At 37.0% G+C, this 22,533-nt stretch carries 24 protein-coding genes and 1 riboswitch; of the genes, 4 read left to right on the forward strand and 20 right to left on the reverse strand.

Annotation, left to right across the window (positions count from 1 at the left end; translation table 11 throughout):
* Positions 1–31 precede the first annotated feature (31 nt).
* On the reverse strand, positions 32–379 hold the full coding sequence (locus UN64_RS00180) for a DUF3679 domain-containing protein (protein WP_077359113.1): 348 nt from the start codon (positions 377–379) through the stop codon (positions 32–34).
* 155 nt (positions 380–534) lie between these two features.
* Positions 535–1,644 carry a GPR endopeptidase gene (gene gpr / locus UN64_RS00185; RefSeq protein ID WP_077359114.1) on the reverse strand — a complete coding sequence of 370 codons (1,110 nt, stop codon included), beginning with the start codon at positions 1,642–1,644 and terminating at the stop codon, positions 535–537.
* A gap of 158 nt (positions 1,645–1,802) precedes the next feature.
* Here gpr and rpsT point away from each other — a divergent pair, with 158 nt between their 5' ends.
* Entirely contained in the window at positions 1,803–2,069 is a 267-nt protein-coding gene (gene rpsT, locus UN64_RS00190; RefSeq protein ID WP_066291124.1) for a 30S ribosomal protein S20, read from the forward strand.
* Between the two features lie 492 nt (positions 2,070–2,561).
* On the opposite strand, the gene holA is transcribed toward rpsT, so the two are convergent.
* Positions 2,562–3,614: a DNA polymerase III subunit delta gene (holA, locus tag UN64_RS00195; protein WP_077359115.1), complete on the reverse strand. Its 1,053-nt coding sequence runs from the start codon at positions 3,612–3,614 to the stop codon at positions 2,562–2,564.
* A gap of 274 nt (positions 3,615–3,888) precedes the next feature.
* On the opposite strand from holA, the gene UN64_RS00200 reads away from it, so the two are divergent.
* Positions 3,889–4,020 (forward strand): YqzM family protein, encoded by a 132-nt coding sequence (locus tag UN64_RS00200; RefSeq protein ID WP_077359116.1) that lies wholly within the window; start codon positions 3,889–3,891, stop codon positions 4,018–4,020.
* A gap of 39 nt (positions 4,021–4,059) precedes the next feature.
* Here the strand turns inward: UN64_RS00200 and UN64_RS00205 are convergent, their stop codons facing one another.
* From UN64_RS00205 to UN64_RS00215, 3 genes are all read right to left on the reverse strand, one after another.
* Positions 4,060–6,348, reverse strand: coding sequence for a DNA internalization-related competence protein ComEC/Rec2 (locus tag UN64_RS00205; protein WP_077359117.1), 2,289 nt, complete (start codon positions 6,346–6,348; stop codon positions 4,060–4,062).
* 3 nt (positions 6,349–6,351) lie between these two features.
* Positions 6,352–6,807, reverse strand: a complete 456-nt coding sequence (locus UN64_RS00210) for a ComE operon protein 2 (RefSeq protein WP_066291133.1) — start codon at positions 6,805–6,807, stop codon at positions 6,352–6,354.
* A gap of 67 nt (positions 6,808–6,874) precedes the next feature.
* Positions 6,875–7,501 carry a helix-hairpin-helix domain-containing protein gene (locus UN64_RS00215; protein WP_077359118.1) on the reverse strand — a complete coding sequence of 209 codons (627 nt, stop codon included), beginning with the start codon at positions 7,499–7,501 and terminating at the stop codon, positions 6,875–6,877.
* Between the two features lie 98 nt (positions 7,502–7,599).
* On the opposite strand from UN64_RS00215, the gene comER reads away from it, so the two are divergent.
* Entirely contained in the window at positions 7,600–8,436 is an 837-nt protein-coding gene (gene comER, locus UN64_RS00220; protein WP_077359119.1) for a late competence protein ComER, read from the forward strand.
* A gap of 64 nt (positions 8,437–8,500) precedes the next feature.
* Here the strand turns inward: comER and UN64_RS00225 are convergent, their stop codons facing one another.
* The 13 genes from UN64_RS00225 to UN64_RS00285 all read right to left on the reverse strand — a co-directional run bounded on the left by UN64_RS00225 (position 8,501) and on the right by UN64_RS00285 (position 21,404).
* Positions 8,501–9,538: a ribonucleotide-diphosphate reductase subunit beta gene (locus UN64_RS00225; RefSeq protein ID WP_077361038.1), complete on the reverse strand. Its 1,038-nt coding sequence runs from the start codon at positions 9,536–9,538 to the stop codon at positions 8,501–8,503.
* Between the two features lie 4 nt (positions 9,539–9,542).
* A complete protein-coding gene (locus tag UN64_RS00230) occupies positions 9,543–11,768 on the reverse strand; it encodes a ribonucleoside-diphosphate reductase subunit alpha (protein WP_077359120.1) in 2,226 nt (741 codons plus the stop codon).
* A 358-nt stretch (positions 11,769–12,126) separates the two neighbouring features.
* A riboswitch (cobalamin riboswitch) is annotated at positions 12,127–12,329 on the reverse strand.
* A gap of 68 nt (positions 12,330–12,397) precedes the next feature.
* Entirely contained in the window at positions 12,398–13,183 is a 786-nt protein-coding gene (locus UN64_RS00235) for a 3-hydroxybutyrate dehydrogenase (RefSeq protein ID WP_077359121.1), read from the reverse strand.
* A gap of 27 nt (positions 13,184–13,210) precedes the next feature.
* Entirely contained in the window at positions 13,211–14,605 is a 1,395-nt protein-coding gene (locus UN64_RS00240; RefSeq protein ID WP_077359122.1) for a GntP family permease, read from the reverse strand.
* Between the two features lie 299 nt (positions 14,606–14,904).
* Complete coding sequence (locus UN64_RS00245) at positions 14,905–16,269, reverse strand: sigma-54 interaction domain-containing protein (RefSeq protein WP_077359123.1); 1,365 nt, start codon at positions 16,267–16,269, stop codon at positions 14,905–14,907.
* A gap of 105 nt (positions 16,270–16,374) precedes the next feature.
* On the reverse strand, positions 16,375–17,115 hold the full coding sequence (locus UN64_RS00250; RefSeq protein ID WP_077359124.1) for a class I SAM-dependent DNA methyltransferase: 741 nt from the start codon (positions 17,113–17,115) through the stop codon (positions 16,375–16,377).
* The gene (gene rsfS, locus UN64_RS00255) at positions 17,115–17,483 is read right to left on the reverse strand and encodes a ribosome silencing factor (RefSeq protein WP_077359125.1); all 369 of its coding nucleotides are present in this window, start codon (positions 17,481–17,483) and stop codon (positions 17,115–17,117) included. Before rsfS ends, UN64_RS00250 begins: the two co-directional genes overlap by 1 nt.
* 14 nt (positions 17,484–17,497) lie before the next feature.
* Positions 17,498–18,070 carry a bis(5'-nucleosyl)-tetraphosphatase (symmetrical) YqeK gene (yqeK, locus tag UN64_RS00260; RefSeq protein WP_077359126.1) on the reverse strand — a complete coding sequence of 191 codons (573 nt, stop codon included), beginning with the start codon at positions 18,068–18,070 and terminating at the stop codon, positions 17,498–17,500.
* Positions 18,063–18,641, reverse strand: coding sequence for a nicotinate-nucleotide adenylyltransferase (locus UN64_RS00265; protein ID WP_245801932.1), 579 nt, complete (start codon positions 18,639–18,641; stop codon positions 18,063–18,065). The genes yqeK and UN64_RS00265 overlap by 8 nt, the downstream gene beginning before the upstream one ends.
* 12 nt (positions 18,642–18,653) lie before the next feature.
* Positions 18,654–18,944 (reverse strand): ribosome assembly RNA-binding protein YhbY, encoded by a 291-nt coding sequence (gene yhbY / locus UN64_RS00270; RefSeq protein ID WP_077359127.1) that lies wholly within the window; start codon positions 18,942–18,944, stop codon positions 18,654–18,656.
* Between the two features lie 2 nt (positions 18,945–18,946).
* Positions 18,947–19,774 carry a shikimate dehydrogenase gene (aroE, locus tag UN64_RS00275; RefSeq protein WP_077359128.1) on the reverse strand — a complete coding sequence of 276 codons (828 nt, stop codon included), beginning with the start codon at positions 19,772–19,774 and terminating at the stop codon, positions 18,947–18,949.
* A 14-nt stretch (positions 19,775–19,788) separates the two neighbouring features.
* On the reverse strand, positions 19,789–20,892 hold the full coding sequence (gene yqeH / locus UN64_RS00280) for a ribosome biogenesis GTPase YqeH (RefSeq protein WP_077361042.1): 1,104 nt from the start codon (positions 20,890–20,892) through the stop codon (positions 19,789–19,791).
* Complete coding sequence (locus UN64_RS00285) at positions 20,889–21,404, reverse strand: YqeG family HAD IIIA-type phosphatase (protein WP_077359129.1); 516 nt, start codon at positions 21,402–21,404, stop codon at positions 20,889–20,891. Before UN64_RS00285 ends, yqeH begins: the two co-directional genes overlap by 4 nt.
* Positions 21,405–21,812: 408 nt before the next feature.
* Here UN64_RS00285 and sda point away from each other — a divergent pair, with 408 nt between their 5' ends.
* Positions 21,813–21,956 (forward strand): sporulation histidine kinase inhibitor Sda, encoded by a 144-nt coding sequence (gene sda / locus UN64_RS00290; RefSeq protein ID WP_077359130.1) that lies wholly within the window; start codon positions 21,813–21,815, stop codon positions 21,954–21,956.
* Between the two features lie 22 nt (positions 21,957–21,978).
* Here sda and UN64_RS00295 read toward each other — a convergent pair whose 3' ends face one another.
* Entirely contained in the window at positions 21,979–22,395 is a 417-nt protein-coding gene (locus UN64_RS00295) for a hypothetical protein (protein WP_077359131.1), read from the reverse strand.
* Between the last annotated feature and the right edge of the window lie 138 nt (positions 22,396–22,533).

Raw genomic sequence — 22,533 nt, forward strand, 5'->3', positions numbered from 1 at the left:
GAACCTTTAAAGATCTGCCCTTTAAAGGTTCTTATGGAGAGAATACATCAAGCATCTCTTGAATAATGATACCCAGCACTGAAATCATAACACTGAAAGCTGATGAGATCCATGAAGTGAGCTTTTGACCAAAAGCAGAAAAAACATTAAACGAATCAATCTTATTTAAAGTTTCCTGTTTCGCTTCTATATCATGGCTGGATGTTTTTTCAACATCTTTTTCATCTGAAGAAAAGTTATCATTTATTGATTCTATGCTCCCTTTGTTAGAAGCGCCTTTTAGTTCATTCATCTCAAAATGTGCTTTTTGAATACCAAATAAAACACCGAATAAAAGTAAGGCTGTTATCCCAAAACACTTTAACATAAATTTCGTCATTGGTTTTCCCCCTTATTTACGAGGATATACGATTCAAATTTATGCAGCAGCTTGTCCAAACATGACTGTTTATTTGAACATGTTGTTATTAAAAGTGGTGGATTTCCGTTTCAATCAACTTTTCAACGATGTCCTCACAAAACAACTACCCTTTTTTAATGTGTATACGAAGAAGTGTTCCCTTGATCTATCTGTCCGTGAAGTGCAGTATTCAGACCATTAGCTAAAACGTTCGCCATATCTTCAATAAAGACATCAACTTCTTTCGGGGTAACCATAAGATTATGTCCGAGCGGCGCCAATACTTCACGTATTAACCTTAGCTTTTCATCATCTTCCAATACTCCGACAATTCCCAAAAACGACTTTCTGTGTTCATCTATCGGCATATCCTCATCTGTAAATACTTTCTTTTCTCCAAATGTCATCCCAGCTGGAAGAAGCGACTTAGAAGGCTTGTCTTTTTCGTTCATTTCCCGGCCGAAGTGCTTTAAAATAAAATCGATTGTATCACTTGTAATAGTAGCTGCATCAACAACTGTAGGGATTCCAATAGAAATTACAGGGATACCAAGCGTCTCTTTACTCAGTTCTTTACGCTTATTTCCAACTCCGGAACCCGGGTGAATACCTGTATTTGATACTTGAATCGTAGCATTCACTCTTTCGATTGACCGGGAAGCTAATGCATCAATTGCAATCACAAAGTCTGGATTAACTCTTTTTACAATCCCGTCGATGATATCGCTAGTTTCGATTCCTGTTATACCCATAACACCCGGAGAGATTGCACAGACTGGCCTGAAACCTTCTTCAACATTCTCTGGAGCCAGCTCGAAAAGGTGCTTAGTAATCGTTAAGTTTTCTACCACGAGCGGACCTAGTGAATCTGGCGTTACATTCCAATTTCCTAATCCAACTACTAAACATGTATCATCCTGCTTCACGCCTTCTTCTATTAAAAATTGATGAAAATCTCTTGCGAATACTTCCTGGACTTGTTGCTGAAGTTTTGAGTCTTTTTCACGGATTCCCTGAACTTCAAAAGTTAAATATAATCCTGGTTTTTTCCCTGTAGTCTCTGCTCCTTTTTCATCGATTTCAACTCTTACACACTTAATTCCATCTTTGTTTGTTTCATTTATTATGACACCTTCAAGAGTGCTCTTATTTACAACTTCATCTTCTTTTAATAACATATCGTGTGCTTCAATCGCTAAATCCGTACGAACTGAATATGCCTGGAGATCTAAATCTTTACCCATAATCTTCCACCGTCCTTTCTTCTTATTTTTGCCGCAACTGTTCCTTTTCATTCTTGTATTGCATTTAAATCACGATTTTGATAGAATACTTTGTGTCCTATTTTTTGCAACGGATAGCAATTTTGTTGCATCATGGTTCATTTAGGGAGGTGAATGGATTGGCTAATATTAAATCAGCGATTAAACGTGTAAAAACAAACGAAAAGCGTCGTGCTCACAACGCTTCACTAAAGTCTGGCATGCGTACTGCGATCAAAAACTTTGAAGCACTTGCAGCTTCAAACAATGCAGAAGGTGCTCAAGCGGCATTTGTTACTGCTTCTAAGAAGATTGACAAAGCAGCAAACAAAGGACTTATCCACAAAAATGCAGCTTCTCGCCAAAAGTCTCGTCTAGCGAAGGCTTTAAACGGTGTTAACGCATAAATTTAAGGATGAAACCTGAAAAACGGCCTTACACCAATAGGTCGTTTTTTTATTTTGCTGTTTTCGCAATGTTTGTTGCTCTTGGAAGTGGTTGATTTCCGTTTCAGGTTGCTCGCTTTTGTGCGTTGAGCCTCCTTGACGCTTTGCGCCATTAGTCTCACCTTCAACTGAAAAAACCGTTGAATTTCACCGGTGTTTCTTTTAAATCATAAAAAAGAATCAAACCACCTCGATAAAGAGCTGGTTTGATTCTTTTTTTGCATACAAACATGTAAGGATTGTAGCGGAAGGGTACTGACTCCTCGAAAATGAAATTCACATTTTCTTCGTGCGAGGCAATGCTGCCGAAGCCTTCCTTGTCCTGCGGGACGAGTGGGACAGGTGAGACCCCTAAAGGCGCGTAGCGGCAAGGGGCTCACCGCCCGCCCCGTGGAAAGCATGTACCCTGGAGCGGAGACCCCCGCATTCAACAGGGACTTTTTCAGTGCCCTCTTATACGGGGGAGCTGGTTTTTTGCGCTTGTGAGAGTTTGATAATTTCCATTTCTAACAGCAGTGTCTTATCCATCTGACCTGTTTTCATCTTATAATCTGTTTCCGCAAAATCATCGAGACAATTCCTTAAAAATCTTTCATCAAATTGACCCGCATGCTTAGCTGCTAATTTCACAGCGTAGGGATGCAATTTGAGCGAAGAGGCAATCTGCTTCTCTCCATATCCTTTTTTTTGAAGTTCTTTCACTCCATTTATTATTCGGAACTGACGTGTAATTAAAGCATGTATTTGAATCGGTTCCTGATTTTGCTTCATCAAATCATAAAAACTTCTTAACGCATGCTCTGTACGTTTATGTACGACGTGATCTACGAGCCCAAAAACATCGTCTTCTAAAGTTCTAGCAACTAGCTCGTCCACAGTTTCTTTTGTAATATTACCGTTCAATCCGACAAATAAAGCCATTTTCTCGATTTCTTTTGCTAAAACAGACATTTTTGTACCTAATCTGGATAGAAGAAGTTCGATTGCATCCGTTTCAATAGAAACATTCAAGGATTGAGCTTCCTTAAAGAGCCACTTTTCTGCAGTTTCATTGCTTAACTGAGATACTTGTATGGTCTCAGCCTGTAATTTTAATTGTTTGACTATTTTTTTTCGTTCATCAAGTTTCTCATATGGAACAACGATCACAAGCGTTGTGTATTCTGCTGGATTTTGTATGTATTGTTCAAACACTTTAAGATCATGTTCTATCTTAGCCTTATCTTTAGCGGCTGTAAGAAAAGCAGCATTTTTCATGACAACAATCCGGCGGTCACCTAAGAAGGGCATTGTTTCGGCGTCTTCCAAAACTTCCTGCACCGAAATTTCATCCAGGTTATGTATACTTAAATTGAAGTCTCTTTCATCGGGAGCCAACAAGGAAGAGATCGATTGAATAGCTTCCTCAGCTAAATAAAGTTCCGTTCCCCATATTAAATAAATAGGAGAAGTTTTTTTATTTTTTATGTTTTTTTTCAATGCATCGACTGTAAGCACCTTTTTCACCTCTCTTTAATCCTATGGTGAATAGAAGCGTTTTGCAAGCAAAAGAAGGAACAGAGCTCCAGCCCGTTCCTTCATTTATGATAAACACTAACACATGAACTTTAACAGCCCTCGTGTCAGCTTTAATTAGGATATCCTATGCTGAAAACTTTTATGGGTGACAACGAATAGCAACTCTGGTAAGTTTTTGATAAAAGCGTGAAAGAAAGCATTTTCAGTATGGATTTTTTGAAAATGATAACGTATACTAAGGATGGATTAGGAGGGTTGTCACATGAACCATTTCGAAAAAGATGTACAGAGCAAGCGTAACGACCTTATTGATTCCGGTGTTGGCTTTGTTGTATCATTTGGATTTTTTACAGTTATTTTTGCCATCGGGGTCATTCTTAAAGCTATTGCATAATACATAAAAAAGAGCCGGATACTCGTATTCGGTTCTTTTTTATTGAACTGAATGTATCTTCAAACCACTTTTGACGACTTCGAATATAATATCTCCATTTTCATCAGTCCTGTAAACAGTCACTTTTTTCTCTTTTAATCTGGTTATAACCTCTTTTGCAGGATGTCCATAAATGTTATTTGCCCCAGAGCTTATAACTGCAAATTCAGGCTCTGCAAGCTTCAAAAATTCGTTTGTTGTAGAAGTAGCACTTCCATGATGTGCAACTTTCAATACATCAGCTTTTAGTCTCCAAAAATTATTAATTATTTCGTGTTCAGCTTCCTTCTCTATGTCACCTGTTAATAAAAAAGACGTATTGTAAAGGTTCACCCAGAGAACAACAGATCTATTATTCGCAGATGTATTTTTTCCGCTCGGATGCAGAACTAAAAATCGAGAATTACCACTACTCAACTCCATCCCCTTTCTCAAGTACTTCATCTGAATCCCTTTTTGTTTCCCTGTTTCAATAATTTCCGTTTCGAGCTCGCTAAGATTTTTATTCTTAGGGAGGTAGAGAGTATCAACCGGAAAATTTTTTAATAAAAATACCGTTCCGCCAGCATGATCCATATCCGCATGACTTAATATCAAACCATCTAACCTTCTAATTCCTCTTCCTTTTAAATATGGAAGAACAACTTTTTTTGTAACATCATATTCTTCATCAGCTTCTTCCCATTCTTCTTTTTCAAAAGGGATTGCTCCTCCTGTATCAATTAGATACACCGCTTTTCGAAAAGGCAGTTCTATGAGAATGCTGTCCCCTTGACCTACATTTATAAAAGAAACCTTAGCAGAGGGATTCAGATATGGAATACAGACTTGCAGCGTTAGAATAAAAATAAAAGGTATGCATAAACGAAGATAAAAACGGTCTTTTCTTTCCCATTCAAAAAATACATAGAGTATGGCTAAAAAATAGATTAAAAAAAACCATGAAGACGGACGTCCCAGAAGAAGTGTTCCGTTGAATTTCTGGACCATTTCTAAAATGGAAGCAGAACTTTCAAAAAGAAATTGAACCGGAAGTTTCAGCAAATATACGGCACTAGGAATGAAATGGATGACAGCTACTACAAAAATAGAAACAGGAAATAAAACAAGAGATACAAAAGGAATATATACTATGTTAATCGGAAGTGACCAAAGTGAGAATTCAAAAAAATGGTACAGAATGATAGGAAATGAGAATAGCGAACACATAAAAGAGGTAACTATAAGCAGTTGAGTGTTCGATTTGGCTTTAAACAAAGAAATTGAAGTTATCAGAACGAAGGTCATTAAGAAGGAAAGCTGAAAACCAAGATCAAATGCGTATAACGGATTCCAAGAAAGCATTGTAATACAAACAATTGATAACAGTACTGCTGGGTTAATCTTTTTTTGGAAAACTATTAAACATAATGCCAGCATCCCCATGATCCCTGCCCGCACTATTGAGCTTTCACCGCCTGTTAATACAATGTAAATGGGTAGAAAAATCACGATTAATACATAAGCCAGTTCTTTCACAATTCCTATTCTTACGAACAACAGATATAAAAAATATGAAACGATACCTACGTTAAAGCCTGAAACAGCTAAAAGGTGTGTCAGTCCTAATTTCTGATACGATTCAAGTGTCTTAGTTTCAATATTCTCACGGTATCCAAAAACAAGGGCATTCATTAATCCTGCAGTATTTTGAGTAAAATGAGCTTCTAATTGTTTAATACTTTTGTTTCTCCAGATTTTTATTTTGGAAATTAAACTTTCCTTTTTATCTGTGACACAACTGCCTGCATCAACCTGAGACGGTTCAAGAATCCAATGAATGTTTTTGTTATGCAGAAATTCGCGATAGTTCATCCCATAATAATGAGATTGTGGTTGAGGATCTTTAAGTGTTCCATTAAAAAAACAATGCATGCCGATTTCAAGTTTTTTCAAAGTTTGTTTTTCATCAGCTGAGTTCATTTTGTATCGGACAACAAGAAGTTCTCCAGAGCTTTTATATTTAAATGAGATCATGTTGCCGTTAACCTTTGGAATCGTTTCAATTGTGCCTTGAAAATCAGTAGTATGCGGAGGAAATAAGGAGATATTTTTTAGTTCATACCATTGGGAATAAAAAAAGAAAAGAGGAAGAAACATGAGAACAACAAAAGTTTTCCTTTTTAACTGAAAGAAGATTACGATAACCAGGAAAGTCATTAAAACGATCCCAGTTACCGATATCATTTTTGAAAACCATACACCAGTCAAAGCAAATAGCACACTAAGAACAGCAAGCCTTGGATTCATAAATCAGCTTGGTATAAATGCTGATGGAGGGATAGTCATTTCAACTTTCTCAACAGTCACTCCGGCTTCCTTAAATTGTTCAATACTATATGGATGATTTTTGTAATCTTCACCATAATAAATTTTCTTTATGCCGCTTTGGATGATTGATCTGCAGCAATGCAGACAGGGAAAATGTGTAACATACATTTCAGCGCCATCAGTTGGAACGCCGAACTTCGCACATTGAAGGAGAGCATTCATTTCAGCGTGAATGGTTCTTACACAATGCCCATCAATTACATAACATCCTTCATCTATACAGTGAACGCCGCCAGATATTGAACCGTTATAACCTCCTGCGATAATCCGTTTATCTCTTACAATCGTCGCACCTACAGCTAAGCGGGTACACGTACTGCGCAACGCAAGCAACTGGCTTTGCGCCATAAAATATTCATTCCAGGAAATACGTTTCAATTCCTATCCCTCCTTATTCTATAATGTATAGTGTAGACTCAGCGAAAAAGCGGGTCAATAAAAACCCTTATTGGAATTTAATTTTATCTTTCCATTCTTCAATCGTTTTCTCACCAATTCCACGAACTTCTAAAAGCTGATCAATTGATTTGAACGGTCCAAATTCCTCACGGTAGGAAATAATACTTTGAGCTTTAGAGGGGCCGACACCGCTAAGGGTCTGAAGTTCAGATAGATCAGCAGAATTAATATTTAACAAATCATCTTTTTCATTTCCCTTATTAGAAGATAAAGGATGAACCTCTTCCCCTTTAGCTGCAACATATATAATCATTTCATCAATAATTTTCTCAGCCTGATTTACTGATCGAGCTTCTGCTTCTTCTAAAAAACCACCCGCTTTTTTAATCACGTCAATCACACGATCACCATTATTCATTTCATACACACCAGGTCGATTAACACTTCCCTGAACATCGACCATAATTGGACCTGATACAATAGATTCCTCCTCATTTTTTTCAGTTTCAGAGTCAATCGTTTCAGTTTCATCTTTTATCATAGGCATTTGTTCGGGTGAAATCACCAAATCAGGCTGACTGTTTATATTTTTGTAAATGAACACTCCAATCAAAATTAAAAGTAATAAAGTGGCTCCGAGCACCAAGTTTATATGCTTTTTCAGCTGAATCATAAAAGTTCACTCCTTTTTTATATGAAGGCGGAACGTTACAAAATCATAAACAAAACATTGTGCGCATAGATTTTAAGGTAGAGGAAGGAGGTTAAGGTATGAAGATCGGAATTATCGGAACCGGGAATATGGGAAGCGTTCTCGTTGCTTCTTTCATAGAATCTTCAGCCATTTCCCCATCACGGTTAATGGTTACTAACCGTACCCTGTCCAAAGCGGAAAGGCTGCAGCACGCCTATCCAAAGATAAAGATAGGGAATACACCAGAAGAAGTATTTCGGTTCGCTGAGATCGTATTTATTTGTGTTAAACCTCATGAATTTTATTCTTTGCTTTCAGCTAATAAAAACTATATTTCAAAACATCAGCTGCTTGTATCTATTACAAGTCCTATTTCATGTGAACAGCTTGAAGACCTTCTTGACTGCAATATAGCGAGAGCCATTCCAAGCATTAATAATCGAGCCTTGTCTGGATCTTCTCTTATTTCATTTGGAAGCCGGTGCCACCCTGACTACAAAGAAAAATTACTTACTCTTATGTCTTTCATTTCAACCCCTTTAATGATTGATGAGAACATCACGAGGGTGTCTTCTGATATTGCAAGCTGTGGTCCTGCCTTTATCGGCTACGTGCTGCAATGTTTTGTTAATAGCGCGGTTAATCAAACCGATATAACGAAAGCACAAGCAACTCAGCTAGCCAGTGACATGATTATCGGAATGGGTAAATTACTTGAAAAAGAAGTTTATACACTGCCTGCGCTTATACAAAAAGTATGCGTGAAGGGCGGTATTACTGGAGAGGGAATTAAAATCTTAAGCAGTGAAATGGATGAAGTATTTGATAAGGTCATACAGCGGACACATGAAAAATATCACGAAGAATGCGAAAAAGTTAATCAGCAATTCGAAGTAAAGGAAGAACTAAAGTAATTTTCCTTACGCAGTTCATTATAAAAAACTTTATAGAAAAAAGCCGGAATGAATATCCGGCTTTTTATAATTCATCAAATCCATTATCGTCAGAAACCTTAGTGTATTGTCTCGATTTCTGTTCAAAAAAATCACTTTTCCCTGAATTAACATCTGAATATGCTTTAATCCAAGGAAGAGGATTTTTCTTGTATTCGGGATATAATTTTTCAAATCCTAGCTCGTTTAATCTTTTATTTGCCATAAACTTGATATAGTCTTCTAAGTCGGTGTTAGTAATCCCTTCAAAAGAATCTCCTATAATATATTTACTCCATTTGATTTCCAGCTCTGCGGCCGTTTTAAACGTTTCATTTGCAAATTGATGCAGTTCTTCATTATTAAGTTCCGGAAAATCTTGCAGAACAGCCTTGAATATATTGCAAAACAAGTAAACGTGCAATTGTTCATCTCTGTTTATATAATTGATCATCGTAGAAGTGGATACCATCTTTTGATTTCTTGCTAAGTTATAAAAGAAACTGAAACCAGAATAAAAATTTAATCCTTCTAAGATCACATCATAAATAATAGATTTTATGAAAGTTTCCGGATTAGGGTTGTTTATAAATTCTTCATAGCCTTTTGCAATAAAATCATTTCTTTCACGCAATACTTCATCTGTTTTCCAATACTCAAAGATTTCATCCTGCTTCCACTTAGGGACTAGTGATGATAATACGTAAGAATATGATTGATTATGAACAACCTCTTGAAAAGAGAGGGTTGCCATTAAAGCTGAAAGACTCGAGTCTGTTAAATAAGCTGAAACTCTGCTTGAATAATCAGTTTGTACACTGTCTAAAAAAGCGAGCAATCCAATAATTTTATTAAATGTATCCTTCTCTTTCTCAGATAGATTACTATATTGTTTACTATCACTGGACATATTAATCTCAAATGGCGTCCAAAAGTTTGACAGCATATTCTTATACAATGGATAAGCCCATGGAAAACGGACGTCGTCCCAATTCAGGATGTTGGAGCTATGCCCATTAATAACACTTGTAGAAGCATTTGGCGCACTGGCATCATAAATTTTTCTTTCTTGTAATTTTGTGATCGCTTTAACTTTCACAGCTTTCACACCCTTCAAGTTCGATTGACGTTGATCTTGTGTAATAAGTTGTTTTAAGTCCTTTTTCAAAACTAAGCAGATGAAGGTCCAGCAGTTCTTTTGCTTTTATATTGTGAGTTACATAAAGGTTAAATGATATCGACTGATCAACATGTCTCTGTCTAGCTGCATTCTGTACAATACTCCATCTTTGATCAATATGAAAAGCTGATTTATAGAACCATGCCGTCTCTGCGTTCAAATCTGGAGCAGTGACAGGTATTTTATAATTTTTCTTTTCTTCCGAATAAAACTTTTTAAAGATTGGATCTACACTAGGTGTTGAATTAGCAATAATTGAGGTTGATGAATTAGGTGCAACCGCAATTAGATAGCCGTTCCTTATTCCTTGGCTTCTTACTTTTTCTCTTAAATTACACCATTCTTCAGCTTCGTAATTTCTTTTTGCAAAGTAATCGCCAGAATGCCAATCCGAACCTGCAAAAGCAGGGTATTTACCTTTTTCTTTTGCCAGATCACTGCTCGCACTTATAACGTAATAATTAATCTTTTCATAGAGTTTATCAGCAAAAGTGACGGCATCTTCACTTTCCCATTTGATCCCCTCTCTAGCGAGAAGATGATGCCAGCCAAACGTTCCAACCCCTATAGCTCTATATTTTTTATTCGTAAGAACTGCTTGGGGAACATCTATAGAGTTAAGGTCAATAACGTTATCAAGCATTCTGACTTGTATATCTACCACTCTTTTCAAAACATTATCTCCAACTACTTTTGCTAGCGAGAGAGATGATAGGTTACAGACAACAAAGTCCCCCGGAGTTTTTCGAATGAGGATCTCTCCATCTTTCGTTTCTTCAGACTGAATTGTCGTTGCTGACATGTTCTGCATAATTTCCGTACATAGATTAGATGCATAAACCATCCCTTTATGCGGATTGGGATTAAGTCTATTAACAGTATCTCGGTAGAACATAAATGGTGTGCCTGTTTCAAGCTGAGACTTCATTATTCTTTTCATTACTTCTATCGCAGGAACACATTTTTTTGAAATTCTTTCATCGTTTATGCACTCCGCATATCTTTCTCTGAAACTGCCATTTCCTTTTTGCTCATCATAAGAATCTTCCAGTGAATAACCTTTGAAACGTCTTACTTCATGCGGGTCAAATAAATACCAGTCATCACGCTTTTCCACTTTTTCCATAAATAAGTCCGGAATACAGACTCCTGTAAAAAGATCATGCGTCCTCATTCTTTCATCGCCATTATTTAGTTTTGCATCTAAAAACTCCAATATATCTTTATGCCACACATCCAGATAAACTGCAATTGCCCCTTGCCTCTGTCCAAGCTGATCTACAGATACTGCTGTATTGTTCAGTTGTTTCATCCATGGTATCACTCCGGAAGAATTGCCTTTAAATCCTCTGATATCTGAACCCCTTGAACGGATTTTACCAAGGTAAATCCCAAGTCCTCCTCCTCCTTTTGATACAGTTGCCGCATCTGTATTTGAATCAAAAATACCTCGAAGACTATCGTCGATTGTATCAATGAAACAAGAACTAAGTTGTCCATAGCTCTTACCTGCGTTCGCTAGAGTTGGAGTCGCGACAGTCATGTACTGATTTGAAAGTGCCCAATAAGCTTCTTTTACAAGCTCCATCCGATGTTTGCGATCTTCATCTTTCATTAAGAATAGAGCTATCACCATCCAGCGTTCTTGCGGCAGTTCATATAACTCATGGTTAAATCCTTTAGCGAGATACCTGTCAGCCAGTGTCTTTATTCCGATATATGTAAAAAGTTCGTCTTTTTTAGGGACAATACACTTCTCAGCTTCTTTAATTTCTTGAGTGCTATAAGAAGAGAGCAGCTCTTCATTATAAATTTTCATTTTAGTTAATTGCTCAATAAGACCGTATAAATTAGAATATGGAGGTTTCTCGCCAAATCCTTTATTTAATTGCACTTCTTCATATAGCTGCTTTAAATAGAGGCGTGCTGCTACAAAAGTCCATTGCGGTTCTTCCAAACTTAAACAATTTAAAGCCTCCATAATCAACTGTCTGAATAGCGCAGAACGATTATTATTTTTTAATTCTAACTCTTCAGCTCTTGTTAAAAACAATTCTCCTTGAAGTTCAGGAAATGATGCAACACAATCTTGCAGCCATTCCCCGAGAGAAGATTTTGCTACTGTATTTTCCATTTTAAGACCACTCCTTAGTAAAATAATAAGGCTGTTTTCGTATACATTGTTGCTCTTCGAAAGTAATTGATTTCGGCTTCAGGCGCTCGCTTTCCATGGGGCGTACGGTGAGCCTCCTGCCGCTTTGCGCCATTAGGAGTCTCCACCTGACCGCTCGTCCCATAGGAGTCTCGCACCTTACGCTTCAATCAACTTGGATAGGAAGGAAAAAAGAAAACATCCAAAATGCAACAATTTTAGAAAGAAGCCAATAATAAAAACCCCTCTTCATCAGGAAGAGGGGTAAGGAACGTATAGAAAACTTACAAGACTATTGCTTGAGTTAAATACCGTTCTTTCTCCCAATCCCCGAGGAAAAGAAAAACAAGAGATTCAGGCAGGTCTACTGGCTTATGCTTCATCCTACTTTGGGCCTTCCCATACAGCAGCCATTTTCATAGCTAATCTGTACAGTGGCAGTTCCATTTCGTCCACAATTACAGTTGCGGGGACAGCTTCGGCATTTCACCGAATTCCCTTTTAAGCCGGACAATCACCGGCACCTGAAATCTCTATATATAGGTTTGTATCATTTACTTTGACACCAAATATAGTAATTGTCAATGAAAAAGTATTTTCAAAGACTCCTATTATTGTGCCACATAACCTCCATCAATTACAATCGCTTGCCCAGTAACACCTTTCGCTTTTTCACTCGAGAGAAAAAGCGTATAATCAGCAATTTCCTGAACATCCAATAAGCGTTTCTGAGGAACTAAAGGATAGATTACTTCTTCTAAAACTTTTTCAAGTTCCACTTTACGTGTTTTTGCAAGGTCTTCAAGCTGGCCTCTAACAAGTGGAGTATCTACATAGCCAGGACAGACAGCATTTACCGTTATGCCATATTCAGCCCCTTCTAAAGCGGCCACTTTCGTTAAACCGATAACCCCGTGTTTAGCACTGTTGTAAGCTGCCTTTCCAGCAAATCCGACTAGCCCATTTATAGATGCCATATTGATAATACGTCCGAACTCTTGCTTTTTCATGATTGGGAACACATGCTTCATTGCCATAAATGGAGCTGTAAGCATTACACTTATCAGCTGCTGAAATTTTTCTGTCGGAAACTCTTCTAGCGGTGATACATATTGCAGTCCAGCATTATTGATCAATACATCTATCCGATTATAGCGCTTAAGCGTTTCATCGAGTGCACTCTTCAAATCGTCTTCATCTGTTACATTGCAGCCCAGGCCTAAACAATCAAACCCCTTATTTTTAAGTTCATCCGCGGAAGCCTTTGCTTTCTCATCATTCAGATCACTGATTACAACTTTTGCCCCGCTCACAGCAAATGATTTAGCTAACTCAAGCCCGATTCCGCTTGCTGCCCCTGTAATAAAAACAACTTTATCTTTTACGAACGATTCCACAGATATCCGCTCCTTAACTTAAATGACTTATATAATCCCGAACATATAGTACAATCCGATGATAACAAATACAGCTGCTGTTTTAATAAGAGTCATTGCAAAGATATCGATATACGCCTGCTTATGAGTTAGACCAGTTACCGCTAGAAGAGTAATTACTGCCCCGTTGTGAGGCAAAGTGTCCATGCCTCCACTCGCCATAGATGCAACACGGTGAAGAACTTCTGTATCAATACCAAGCTTGTTTGCTTGTTCGATATAGGTTTCACTCATCGTTGCCAATGCAATACTCATTCCGCCTGAAGCTGAACCTGTTATACCTGCTAACGTAGTGGTTGTAACAGCTTCGTTTACTAATGGATCTTTAATCGTATTTGACATTGCAGTATTTACTGCTGCAAAACCTGGGAGTGCTGCGATTACACCGCCAAATCCATATTCTGATGCAGTGTTTAAAGTTGCAAGCAGTGCACCGCCGATGGATAAATTGATTCCTTTATTAAAGTTGTTTTTGATTCTTTTAAAAGAGAATAGTAATACAGTTATAATCCCAATAACTAAAGCTCCTTCAACAGCCCATACAGCCGCAAGTGCTGGAATTTGGATCTCAGGTACATTTTTCATACCAATTGCTGAGAAATCAAATGTTTTGCCATAATATTTTGGAATAAGAACCGTAAACCATTTATTAAAAACACCTACTAGAATAAGAGGCAAAATCGCGATAAAAGCATTTGGAAGCTCCTCTGATTCCAGTTTTTCAGGTTCGTTGCTATGACCTGTACCATAGCCTTCGCCCTTAGCTGCCGCCTGTCTTCGTCTCCATTCTAAGTAAACCATCCCGAGAATAAATACGAACAAACCGCCAATAAAACCTAACCAAGGTGCAGCCCACGTGGTTGTTCCGAAAAATGATGTCGGAATAATATTTTGAATCTGAGGACTTCCTGGAAAAGCATCCATCGTAAATGTAAAGGCACCAAGAGCAATTGTTCCGGGAATCAGCCTCTTAGGAATATCTGCAAGCTTAAATAATTCTGCAGCAAATGGATATAGTGCGAATGCCACAACGAAAAGGGATACACCGCCATAAGTAAGAATAGCTCCTACAAGTACAATTGCAAGCATTGCACGAGACGGTCCAATTAGTTTAATTACAAACTGAGTGATTGATTTTGCAAATCCAGACATCTCAACGACTTTACCAAATATTGCTCCCAGCAAGAAGACCGGAAAGTATAACTTAATAAAGCCAACCATTTTCTCCATAAATACACCTGAGAAAAACGGAAGTACATGGCCCGGTTCTGTCAGTAAAACAGCAAACAAAGCAGCAATCGGTGCAAATAAAATGACACTAAAACCACGATAAGCTACAAACATTAGGAAAAATAATGATAATAAAATAATAATAATGTCCAATTTTCTTTCCCCCATTTCTAAATAAAAGTCGCGAACCCTTAAAAGCGCTTACATTTTTAAAAATGAAATCTCCTTTCTACTCCCCGTTATACTATTGCAAGTTTTGTGCCAATTATTAAACCGCCAAACAACATGAATTCTTGTACTATATATTCCGAAAAATCGGAAAAATAATATAGATAAGCGATTATTTCTATCAATGATTTTTTATTTTTCTCTATATTAGCAGTCAAAAGTTAATAAAATGAACAATTCCGAAAAAGCGGAATTGTTTTCCGGTTTTTCGGAATAAAAATATTTTATATATTATACTTTTTTATTTTATCGTACAAATTTGTTTTTCCGATACCTAGAGCATTAGCTACAGCTTTTATGTCTCCGTCCATCTTTTTTAAATAAGATGAAATTACTTTTTTCTCTGTCTCATGAACATAATCTTTTAATGATTTTTTAGTTCCCTGAACTCCAAATTTATCTCGAAGAAAGTCCGGAAAAGCATCAAGAGAAATTTGGTCGCTTTGTGTCAGCTGAATAGCGGCCTCAACAAAATTTTTCAGTTCTCTTGTATTTCCTGGCCAAGTGTATTGAAGAAAAGCTTCTATAACATCATCATCAATTTTCACAATCCTTTTCCCCGTCTCCCTGCAATTAGACTGAATGAAGCTTTCGGCTAAAGGCCATATATCTTCTTTTCTCTCTCGAAGCGGCGGAATTTGGATCTGTAAAACATTTATTCGGTAAAACAAGTCTTCTCGAAATTTGTTATTATCAATAAGCTGCTCTAAAGGCCGGTTAGTTGCGGCGATTACCCTGACATTCACTTTTTGGGAATTTAATGAACCGACAGGCTCTACTTCTTTTTCTTGCAGTACACGGAGAAGTTTAATTTGCATATTTTGAGGAAGATCTCCAATTTCATCTAAAAATAATGTACCTCCATCAGCCATTTGAAACTTTCCTGGTTTCCCGCCTCTTTTCGCCCCGGTAAATGCACCTTCAGAATAGCCAAAAAGCTCAGATTCAAATAGATGTTCTGGTACCGCTCCGCAATTTATTTTGATAAATGGCTTAGCGCTTCTTTCACTCAGCTGATGTATGCTATGGGCCAACAATTCTTTTCCTGTGCCGCTTTCACCGCGGATTAAGACTGACAAATCGCCGCTCGCTATGGTTTTTACACGCTCTTTAATACTTTCAACCTCACTGGATATCCCAATAAAATCATTGAGGGTATAAGTTGCTCCATTTATTTCATGCCATTCTTTTTTGTAAAAATCTAGTTCATGTAAAAGTGCTTTAATATGGGAATTCATTTTCTTCCATTGTTCTGTATCTCTGAAGATTACTGTACCTACTGCACCGATAACTTTTCCTTCATGAAGAATAGGAATTCGGTTTGCGATCATGTAATTACCTCTGATGAACTGCAAATCAGCAATCTCAACTTTCCCTTGAAGCACCGCTTTATGCATCCTTGTATTCTCGATCACACTTGTTACATGCTTGCCAATAACTTCTCTCGGATTTTCTCCTAAAAACTCACAATAGGTCTTGTTCATGTATTGAATGATACCTTCGTGATCAACTACAACAATCCATTCGTAAGCACTGTCAATAATCGTTTCTAAAATATTGTGTTTTAATAAAGGGTCATTATTCAACATAGCGTCAATACCTCGTTCCTAGAAAACGTACTGCTTTTAGTTGTTACTTATTGTACCGTACATTGAATATTATCTCATATGGAAAAAGACAGCATATAGCTGTCTTTAAGATTTCTTAGCAATAAATAATATTCTTTCACTTTGTTCTTTTGGATTCTGATCTTCAAAATCTGCTGTTATGCTTAATACTTCAAATTGACATTCATTTAGCCATTTAGAATAGTCTTCTGGTGAAAACGTTCTTTGAATATGTAATTCGTCGTATCGTTCATAATTCTCTTTGTTTAAAATGAAAAAAGATAAATCGTGCTCTACACTGTTTTCATATTCACCTTGAAAGCATTGCCAGATGTAAGAAAGCTCTTCGTTATTACTGCCGAATGTACTGCCAATAAATATTTCATTGACCTTATGTATGGAATGAACATCAAAAATAAATAGACCATTTGGTTCTAAATGATTCCAAGCTGAAAGAAAGGTTTGTTTTACGTCTTCTTCCTTTAAAATATAATTCAGGGAATCGCATAAAATTGTTACACAATCATATGCTCCCAATCCTTCTAGTTCCCTCATGTCCTGCTGAAAAAGTGAAAGTGCAACATTTTCATTATCAGCTTTTTCTTTTGCAACCATAAGCATATCTGAAGAGAGATCAACACCAGTAACTTCAAAGCCTTCTTTGGCCAGCAAGATTGACATCGAACCGGTTCCGCAGCCTACGTCTAATAACCGGATAGTATTAGGGTGATAAGCAGATACAGCATTTTTAATAAATGACAGCCATTTTGAATATGGTGCATCTGCCATTAATTCATCATAAAGATAAGCGAACTGCTGATAACTCATTACATATTTTCTTGGGGTGCAAGAATAGCGTCAACATCTACAGAATTTGCATCTCCCCATAATTTCTCTAGATTATAATAGCTGCGGTCATCACGGTGAAAGACATGTACGACTACATTTCCTAGATCAATCAATACCCAGCGAGCATGGTCATACCCTTCCATCCTGCGCAATTGAATGTCGTTTTCTAAAGCTATATCTTTTAATTCCTTTGATATTGCCTGTACTTGTTTTTCCGAATTACCATGGCAGATGACGAAATAATCTGCAACTAAAGAAATTCCTTCCATGTCTAAAACAGCAATATTTTCTGCCCTTTTATCATCTGCTGTTTTAACAACTAATTCCATAAGCTCTTTAACATTCATCCAGTGCACTCCTCCTATTTTTTATTTTGAGTCTCGTCCATTAAACCATTATAAGTTTCAAGGGTTAACGGATAGATCTTTTGGTTTTGTTTCATCAAAAAATTTATTGTGTTTTTCACAGCCATTAAACATGCTTTATTTAAATCTTTTTCAGCTTCTTCTCTTACTTCTTCTACTCCGGGAAACTGACGGTTCGGCTCAATATAATCAGCCAAAAAAATGACTTTTTCTAACGTGTTCATATTACCATTACCCGTTGTATGATAATAAATGGCACTCAAAACTTCTTCATCTTGTATTCCAATTTCTTTTTCTACTAAAAAAGCACCTACTGGAGCATGCAGTACTTCACTTCCAAAAAGCAAAAGGTCCTTCGGAAGGTTTTCATTTTTTACGATCTCTCTCATCTCATCTTTAGGACGGAATTTTGCGTAGTCATGAAAAATAGCTGCGATTTCTGTTTTTTTCAGATCTGCGCTATAAAGCCGAGCTAGTTTCAAACTCGTTTCTAACACACCTAACGTGTGCACATACCGGTGTTCTGTTAAGTGTTTTTTAACTGTTTCCAGCGCGTTATTTCTATCCATAAAGCTGGTGCTCCTTCAAGTACTTCCAGACGTCATCTGCAACAAAATAACGAAAATTGCTGTTTTCTTTTGCTCTTAAGCGGATAAAAGTAGATGAAATCCCGATATTAGGTATTTCTATAAGTTTTACGTTAAACCTTTCCCAATGTTCATCAACCGGAAAACCTTCACGGCCGACACCTGCAAAGTGGACAAGGTCTTTCAGCTGGTCGATTTGATGCCAGCTGCCTAGAGAGTGAACCATATCTCCGCCCATTATAAAAGTAAAATCCTTATTTGGAAATTTCTTTTTCAACAAGCGGATTGTATCAATAGTATATGAAGGACCGCTTCTCTCAAACTCAAGTAAAGAAAGGGAGAATTGATTATTGTTTCCAATCGTTTTCTTAACCATTTCTATACGATGTCTGTCTGAAACATCTTCGACTTTCTTCTTATGAGGAGGATTGGACGCTGGCATCCACCACACTTCATTTAAATTCAGCTGTTTTAAAGCTTCCTGGGCAATAATTAAATGCCCAATATGCGGAGGATTAAACGTTCCTCCAAAGAGACCGATATGTTTGTCCAAGTCGCTCACTCCTTATGGGAGTTCAATACGTTTTTGATTGATTGATTCTTTATAAAGGACGATTGTACTGCCTATAACCTGCACTAGCTCAGCTTTTGATCCAGTTGAAAGTTCTTCTGCAACTGTTTCTTTATCTTCTTCACAGTTTTGAAGAACACTCACTTTAATTAATTCTCGTGCTTCGAGCGCTTCTTCTACTTGCTTAACCAAGTTTAAGTTCACTCCGCCTTTTCCCACCTGAAAGATAGGCTGAATATGATGTGCTTTTGAACGCAAAAATCTTTTTTGTTTTCCTGTTAACATAATTACCTCCTGAGCTGGTCATTGACTGCTTCTTTCATTTTATTTGTATCCGGAAAAGTGCCTGTCCATTTTTCAAACGCCATTGCACCTTGCATAACAAGCATTGAAACACCGTTATCTATTATGGCACCTTTATTTTCTGCTGTTTGCAGCCACTTTGTCTTAAGGGGGTTATAGACAATATCACATACAACGGCATCATTTTTTAATTGAGTTAATAGTATAGGCTCAGTATCAATATTTGGATACATGCCTGCATTCGTAGTATTAATCAAAACATCAAAGCTGGAAAGCTCACTCTCTGCTTTCTTTAAGGATAAGGGTTCTACGCATATCTTATTTAAATCTTTTACTAAAAGATCTAACCTTTCTGCTGAACGGTTTGCAATAAACAGCTTTTCAGGATTTTCTTGTAGCAGAGCATAAGCAATCGACCTTGCAGCTCCTCCTGCTCCAATTAAAAGAATATTCATCTCCCTTAGGGGCTTGCTGATTTTTTCTTTCAGCCCCAATAAAAAGCCTTTTCCATCGGTATTGTATCCTATCAGTTTTCCGTTATTATTTACAACGGTGTTAACCGCTCCTATTTTTTCTGCTTCTGGATCGATTTCATCTAAAAAAGGAATAATTGCAACTTTATGCGGAATGGTAACATTGCACCCTGCGTAATCACTCTCTTTTAAATATTGTAAAAAAGAGGGCAAGTCGCCTGAAGTCACCTTCTTTTTTTCATACGACCCTTGTATTCCTGCTTGTTTAAAGGCTTCGTTATGCATCACAGGCGATAACGAATGTTCTATTGGATCTCCGATAACCAGTGCTTTTACCATCTAAAAAATCCTCCTTAAATTAAGGATTTTCGAACCGTTACTGATACACCTTCTGGAGCGTAAAAAGCAACTTTAGCTCCTGCTTCAGGGAATGTAACCCATCCTAATCCTGAAATAACAACATCGGTTTTGCTTTCCTTTATCATCCATTCATAGCGTTTCAGTTTTGGAAAATTAGCTGTATCTTCTGGTGGAGTTAGCATTTCACCAAGATGCTTTTCATATAGTTCATCTGCTTTTTCAGTCTTCGTTCGATGGATGTTTAAATGATTAGAAAAATGACAAACAAAGGATTGTTTACCGCCCTTCAAATAATCCATTCTTGCAAGTCCGCCGAAAAATAAAGTCTGCATTTCATTTAACTGGAACACCATTGGTTTGATTTCTTTTTTGGGCATTATAATGCTTAATTCCTTTTTGGATACATAATGAGCCATTTGGTGATGATTAATGATTCCAGGTGTATCATACATATGACTTCTTGCATCAAGGGGAATATCAATTAAGTCCAGAGTGGTGCCTGGGAAATGAGACGTCGTAATAAAATCAGAAGTTTCCTCTCCAAACTGCTTTATCAATCTGTTTATGAATGTAGATTTACCTGTGTTTGTACATCCTACAACATAAACATCTTTGCCTTGCCTGTAATGGTCAATGCTATCAGCTAATTCTTCAATGCCATATCCTTTTTCTGCAGAAATAAGCAAAACATCGATCGGCTTCAGACCGAGCTCCTTCGCTTCTTTTTTCATCCAGTGAATAACTTTGTTAGGATTCACAGATTTCGGCAGGAGATCCAGCTTATTACCTACAAGTAAAATTGGATTTTTGCCAGCATAGCGGTGAAGACCAGGCAGCCAGCTCCCATTAAAATCAAATATATCTACAATCTTTACAACCAGTGCATCTTCCTCTCCAATACTGGAGACAATTTTGCGATAATCGTCATCAGACAAATTCACATCGTGTATTTCATTATAGTGTTTTAAACGAAAACAGCGCTGGCAAATAGGCAGCTCTTTCGTTAATGCCGAAAGCGGTGCGTATCCAAGCGCTTCTTTGTCCTCAGTTTGTATGGAAATACCACAGCCCACACATTTAATTTGTTCCAAACTTATTCCTCCCAATGAATCATGCCTTTTCTTTTCATCCAAGACAAAATAATACGTTCAATTTTACGGTTAAACCTTGTAAAGAATCCATCACTGCTTGCTACAGGAACAACAAGAATCGTATGTAATCCTATTCGGTTCCCTCCAAGAACATCTGTCAGCAGCTGATCGCCTATTACAACAACCTCTTGATTTTTTAATTTCATATCTTTGAGCGCTCTTTTAAAAGCCTTAGTCATCGGTTTTCTAGCACTATAGATAAATGGAATCCCTACAGGATCAGAAAAGCTTTTTACTCTGTGTTGAGTATTATTTGAAACAATTGTTATTAAAATGCCTTTTTCTTTAATAGAAGTAAACCATTTAATTAATTCAGGAGTTGCTTCGGGCCGGTCCCATTCCACAAGCGTATTATCTAAATCAGTGATAATCCCTTTCACTCCACGTTCTACTAACATTTCCGGTGTAATATCCAATATATTTTGAACATGCTGATCCGGCAAAAAATGTTTTAACATTCTAGCACCTCTTCACATTTCCTAATGAACGTTTCTATTTTACCAGTAATGTGAGGAAGAACAAACGGTTTTTCAACTTAATTAGACAAAAGAACTTCTTTTTCACCTTTGCTAAAAAAAGTTTTCGACAAATTGTTCCCCTGCTCAACAATGTGGATAATCTTATTCACATTATTCACCTAGTATTTATTTACCTTTTCTAAAGATGTTAACACTTTACCCACAACTTATCCACCAAACACTGTGGATAAACGAACGATTGTTCTATTTTACAATACATGGTAAGCTTCAAATACATAAAAAATTAACTTATCATTTTATGAATTCCATAGCATTTTAGAATACTCAAATCAAAGATTTACAATGAAAAACAGGAGGTGGCCAAGCCGCTTAAAAAACGGCTCTATTATGGAAAAACTCTCGGACGACCTGTTAATTGAATCTTACCTGAAAGCTAGAGAACTGAAACTTAGCAAAGATTTTATTCTACTTATAAAAAAAGAAATCGATAGAAGATCATTGCATGTTAGATTGCAGCAGATTCTAATGTAGGATTATTGAAGAGCGTAATTAATTACGCTCTTTTTTCTGTTCTTAGCAGTTTTTCAGCTTTACGATAATCATTAGGAGTAAATGTTACCTCAACAGGAATCTTCCATTTTTCTTCCCAGTACTCTTTGTACTGTTTGCTTAATACCTCTGCCTTCTTCTGATGATAAGCTTTTATTTTTATTGCTACTACATACTTTTTGTCTTGCTTTACCACTATTGCATGTTTTACTAAATCCTCTTTTGTTATCTCTTTTTTCATTTCTTCAGCTAGGGAGGAAGCAGTAAAAACACCTGTTTCAGAGAAACTGATATGTTTTCTGTAATACTCTCTCGGCTGAAAAACAGGACTGTCTTTGTCTTTTTTGTAGACAGAATCATTAAAACAGCCTGTTAATTGAAACATAATAATAAGTAATCCGTAAGTAATTAGTAGTCTCATTTACAATCACCTCTCAAATAGGTTAGGTATTTTTTGGGAAGGATATTCAAGAGTTCAAATAAAACCGTATTTTGAGAGTGTTTTTTACAGTAAATGATTTGCTAAACCGGAAAGGTTTTGCTTACAATGTAATGGACA

This window comes from Fictibacillus arsenicus, assembly GCF_001999465.1.
GTDB lineage: Bacteria > Bacillota > Bacilli > Bacillales > Fictibacillaceae > Fictibacillus > Fictibacillus arsenicus.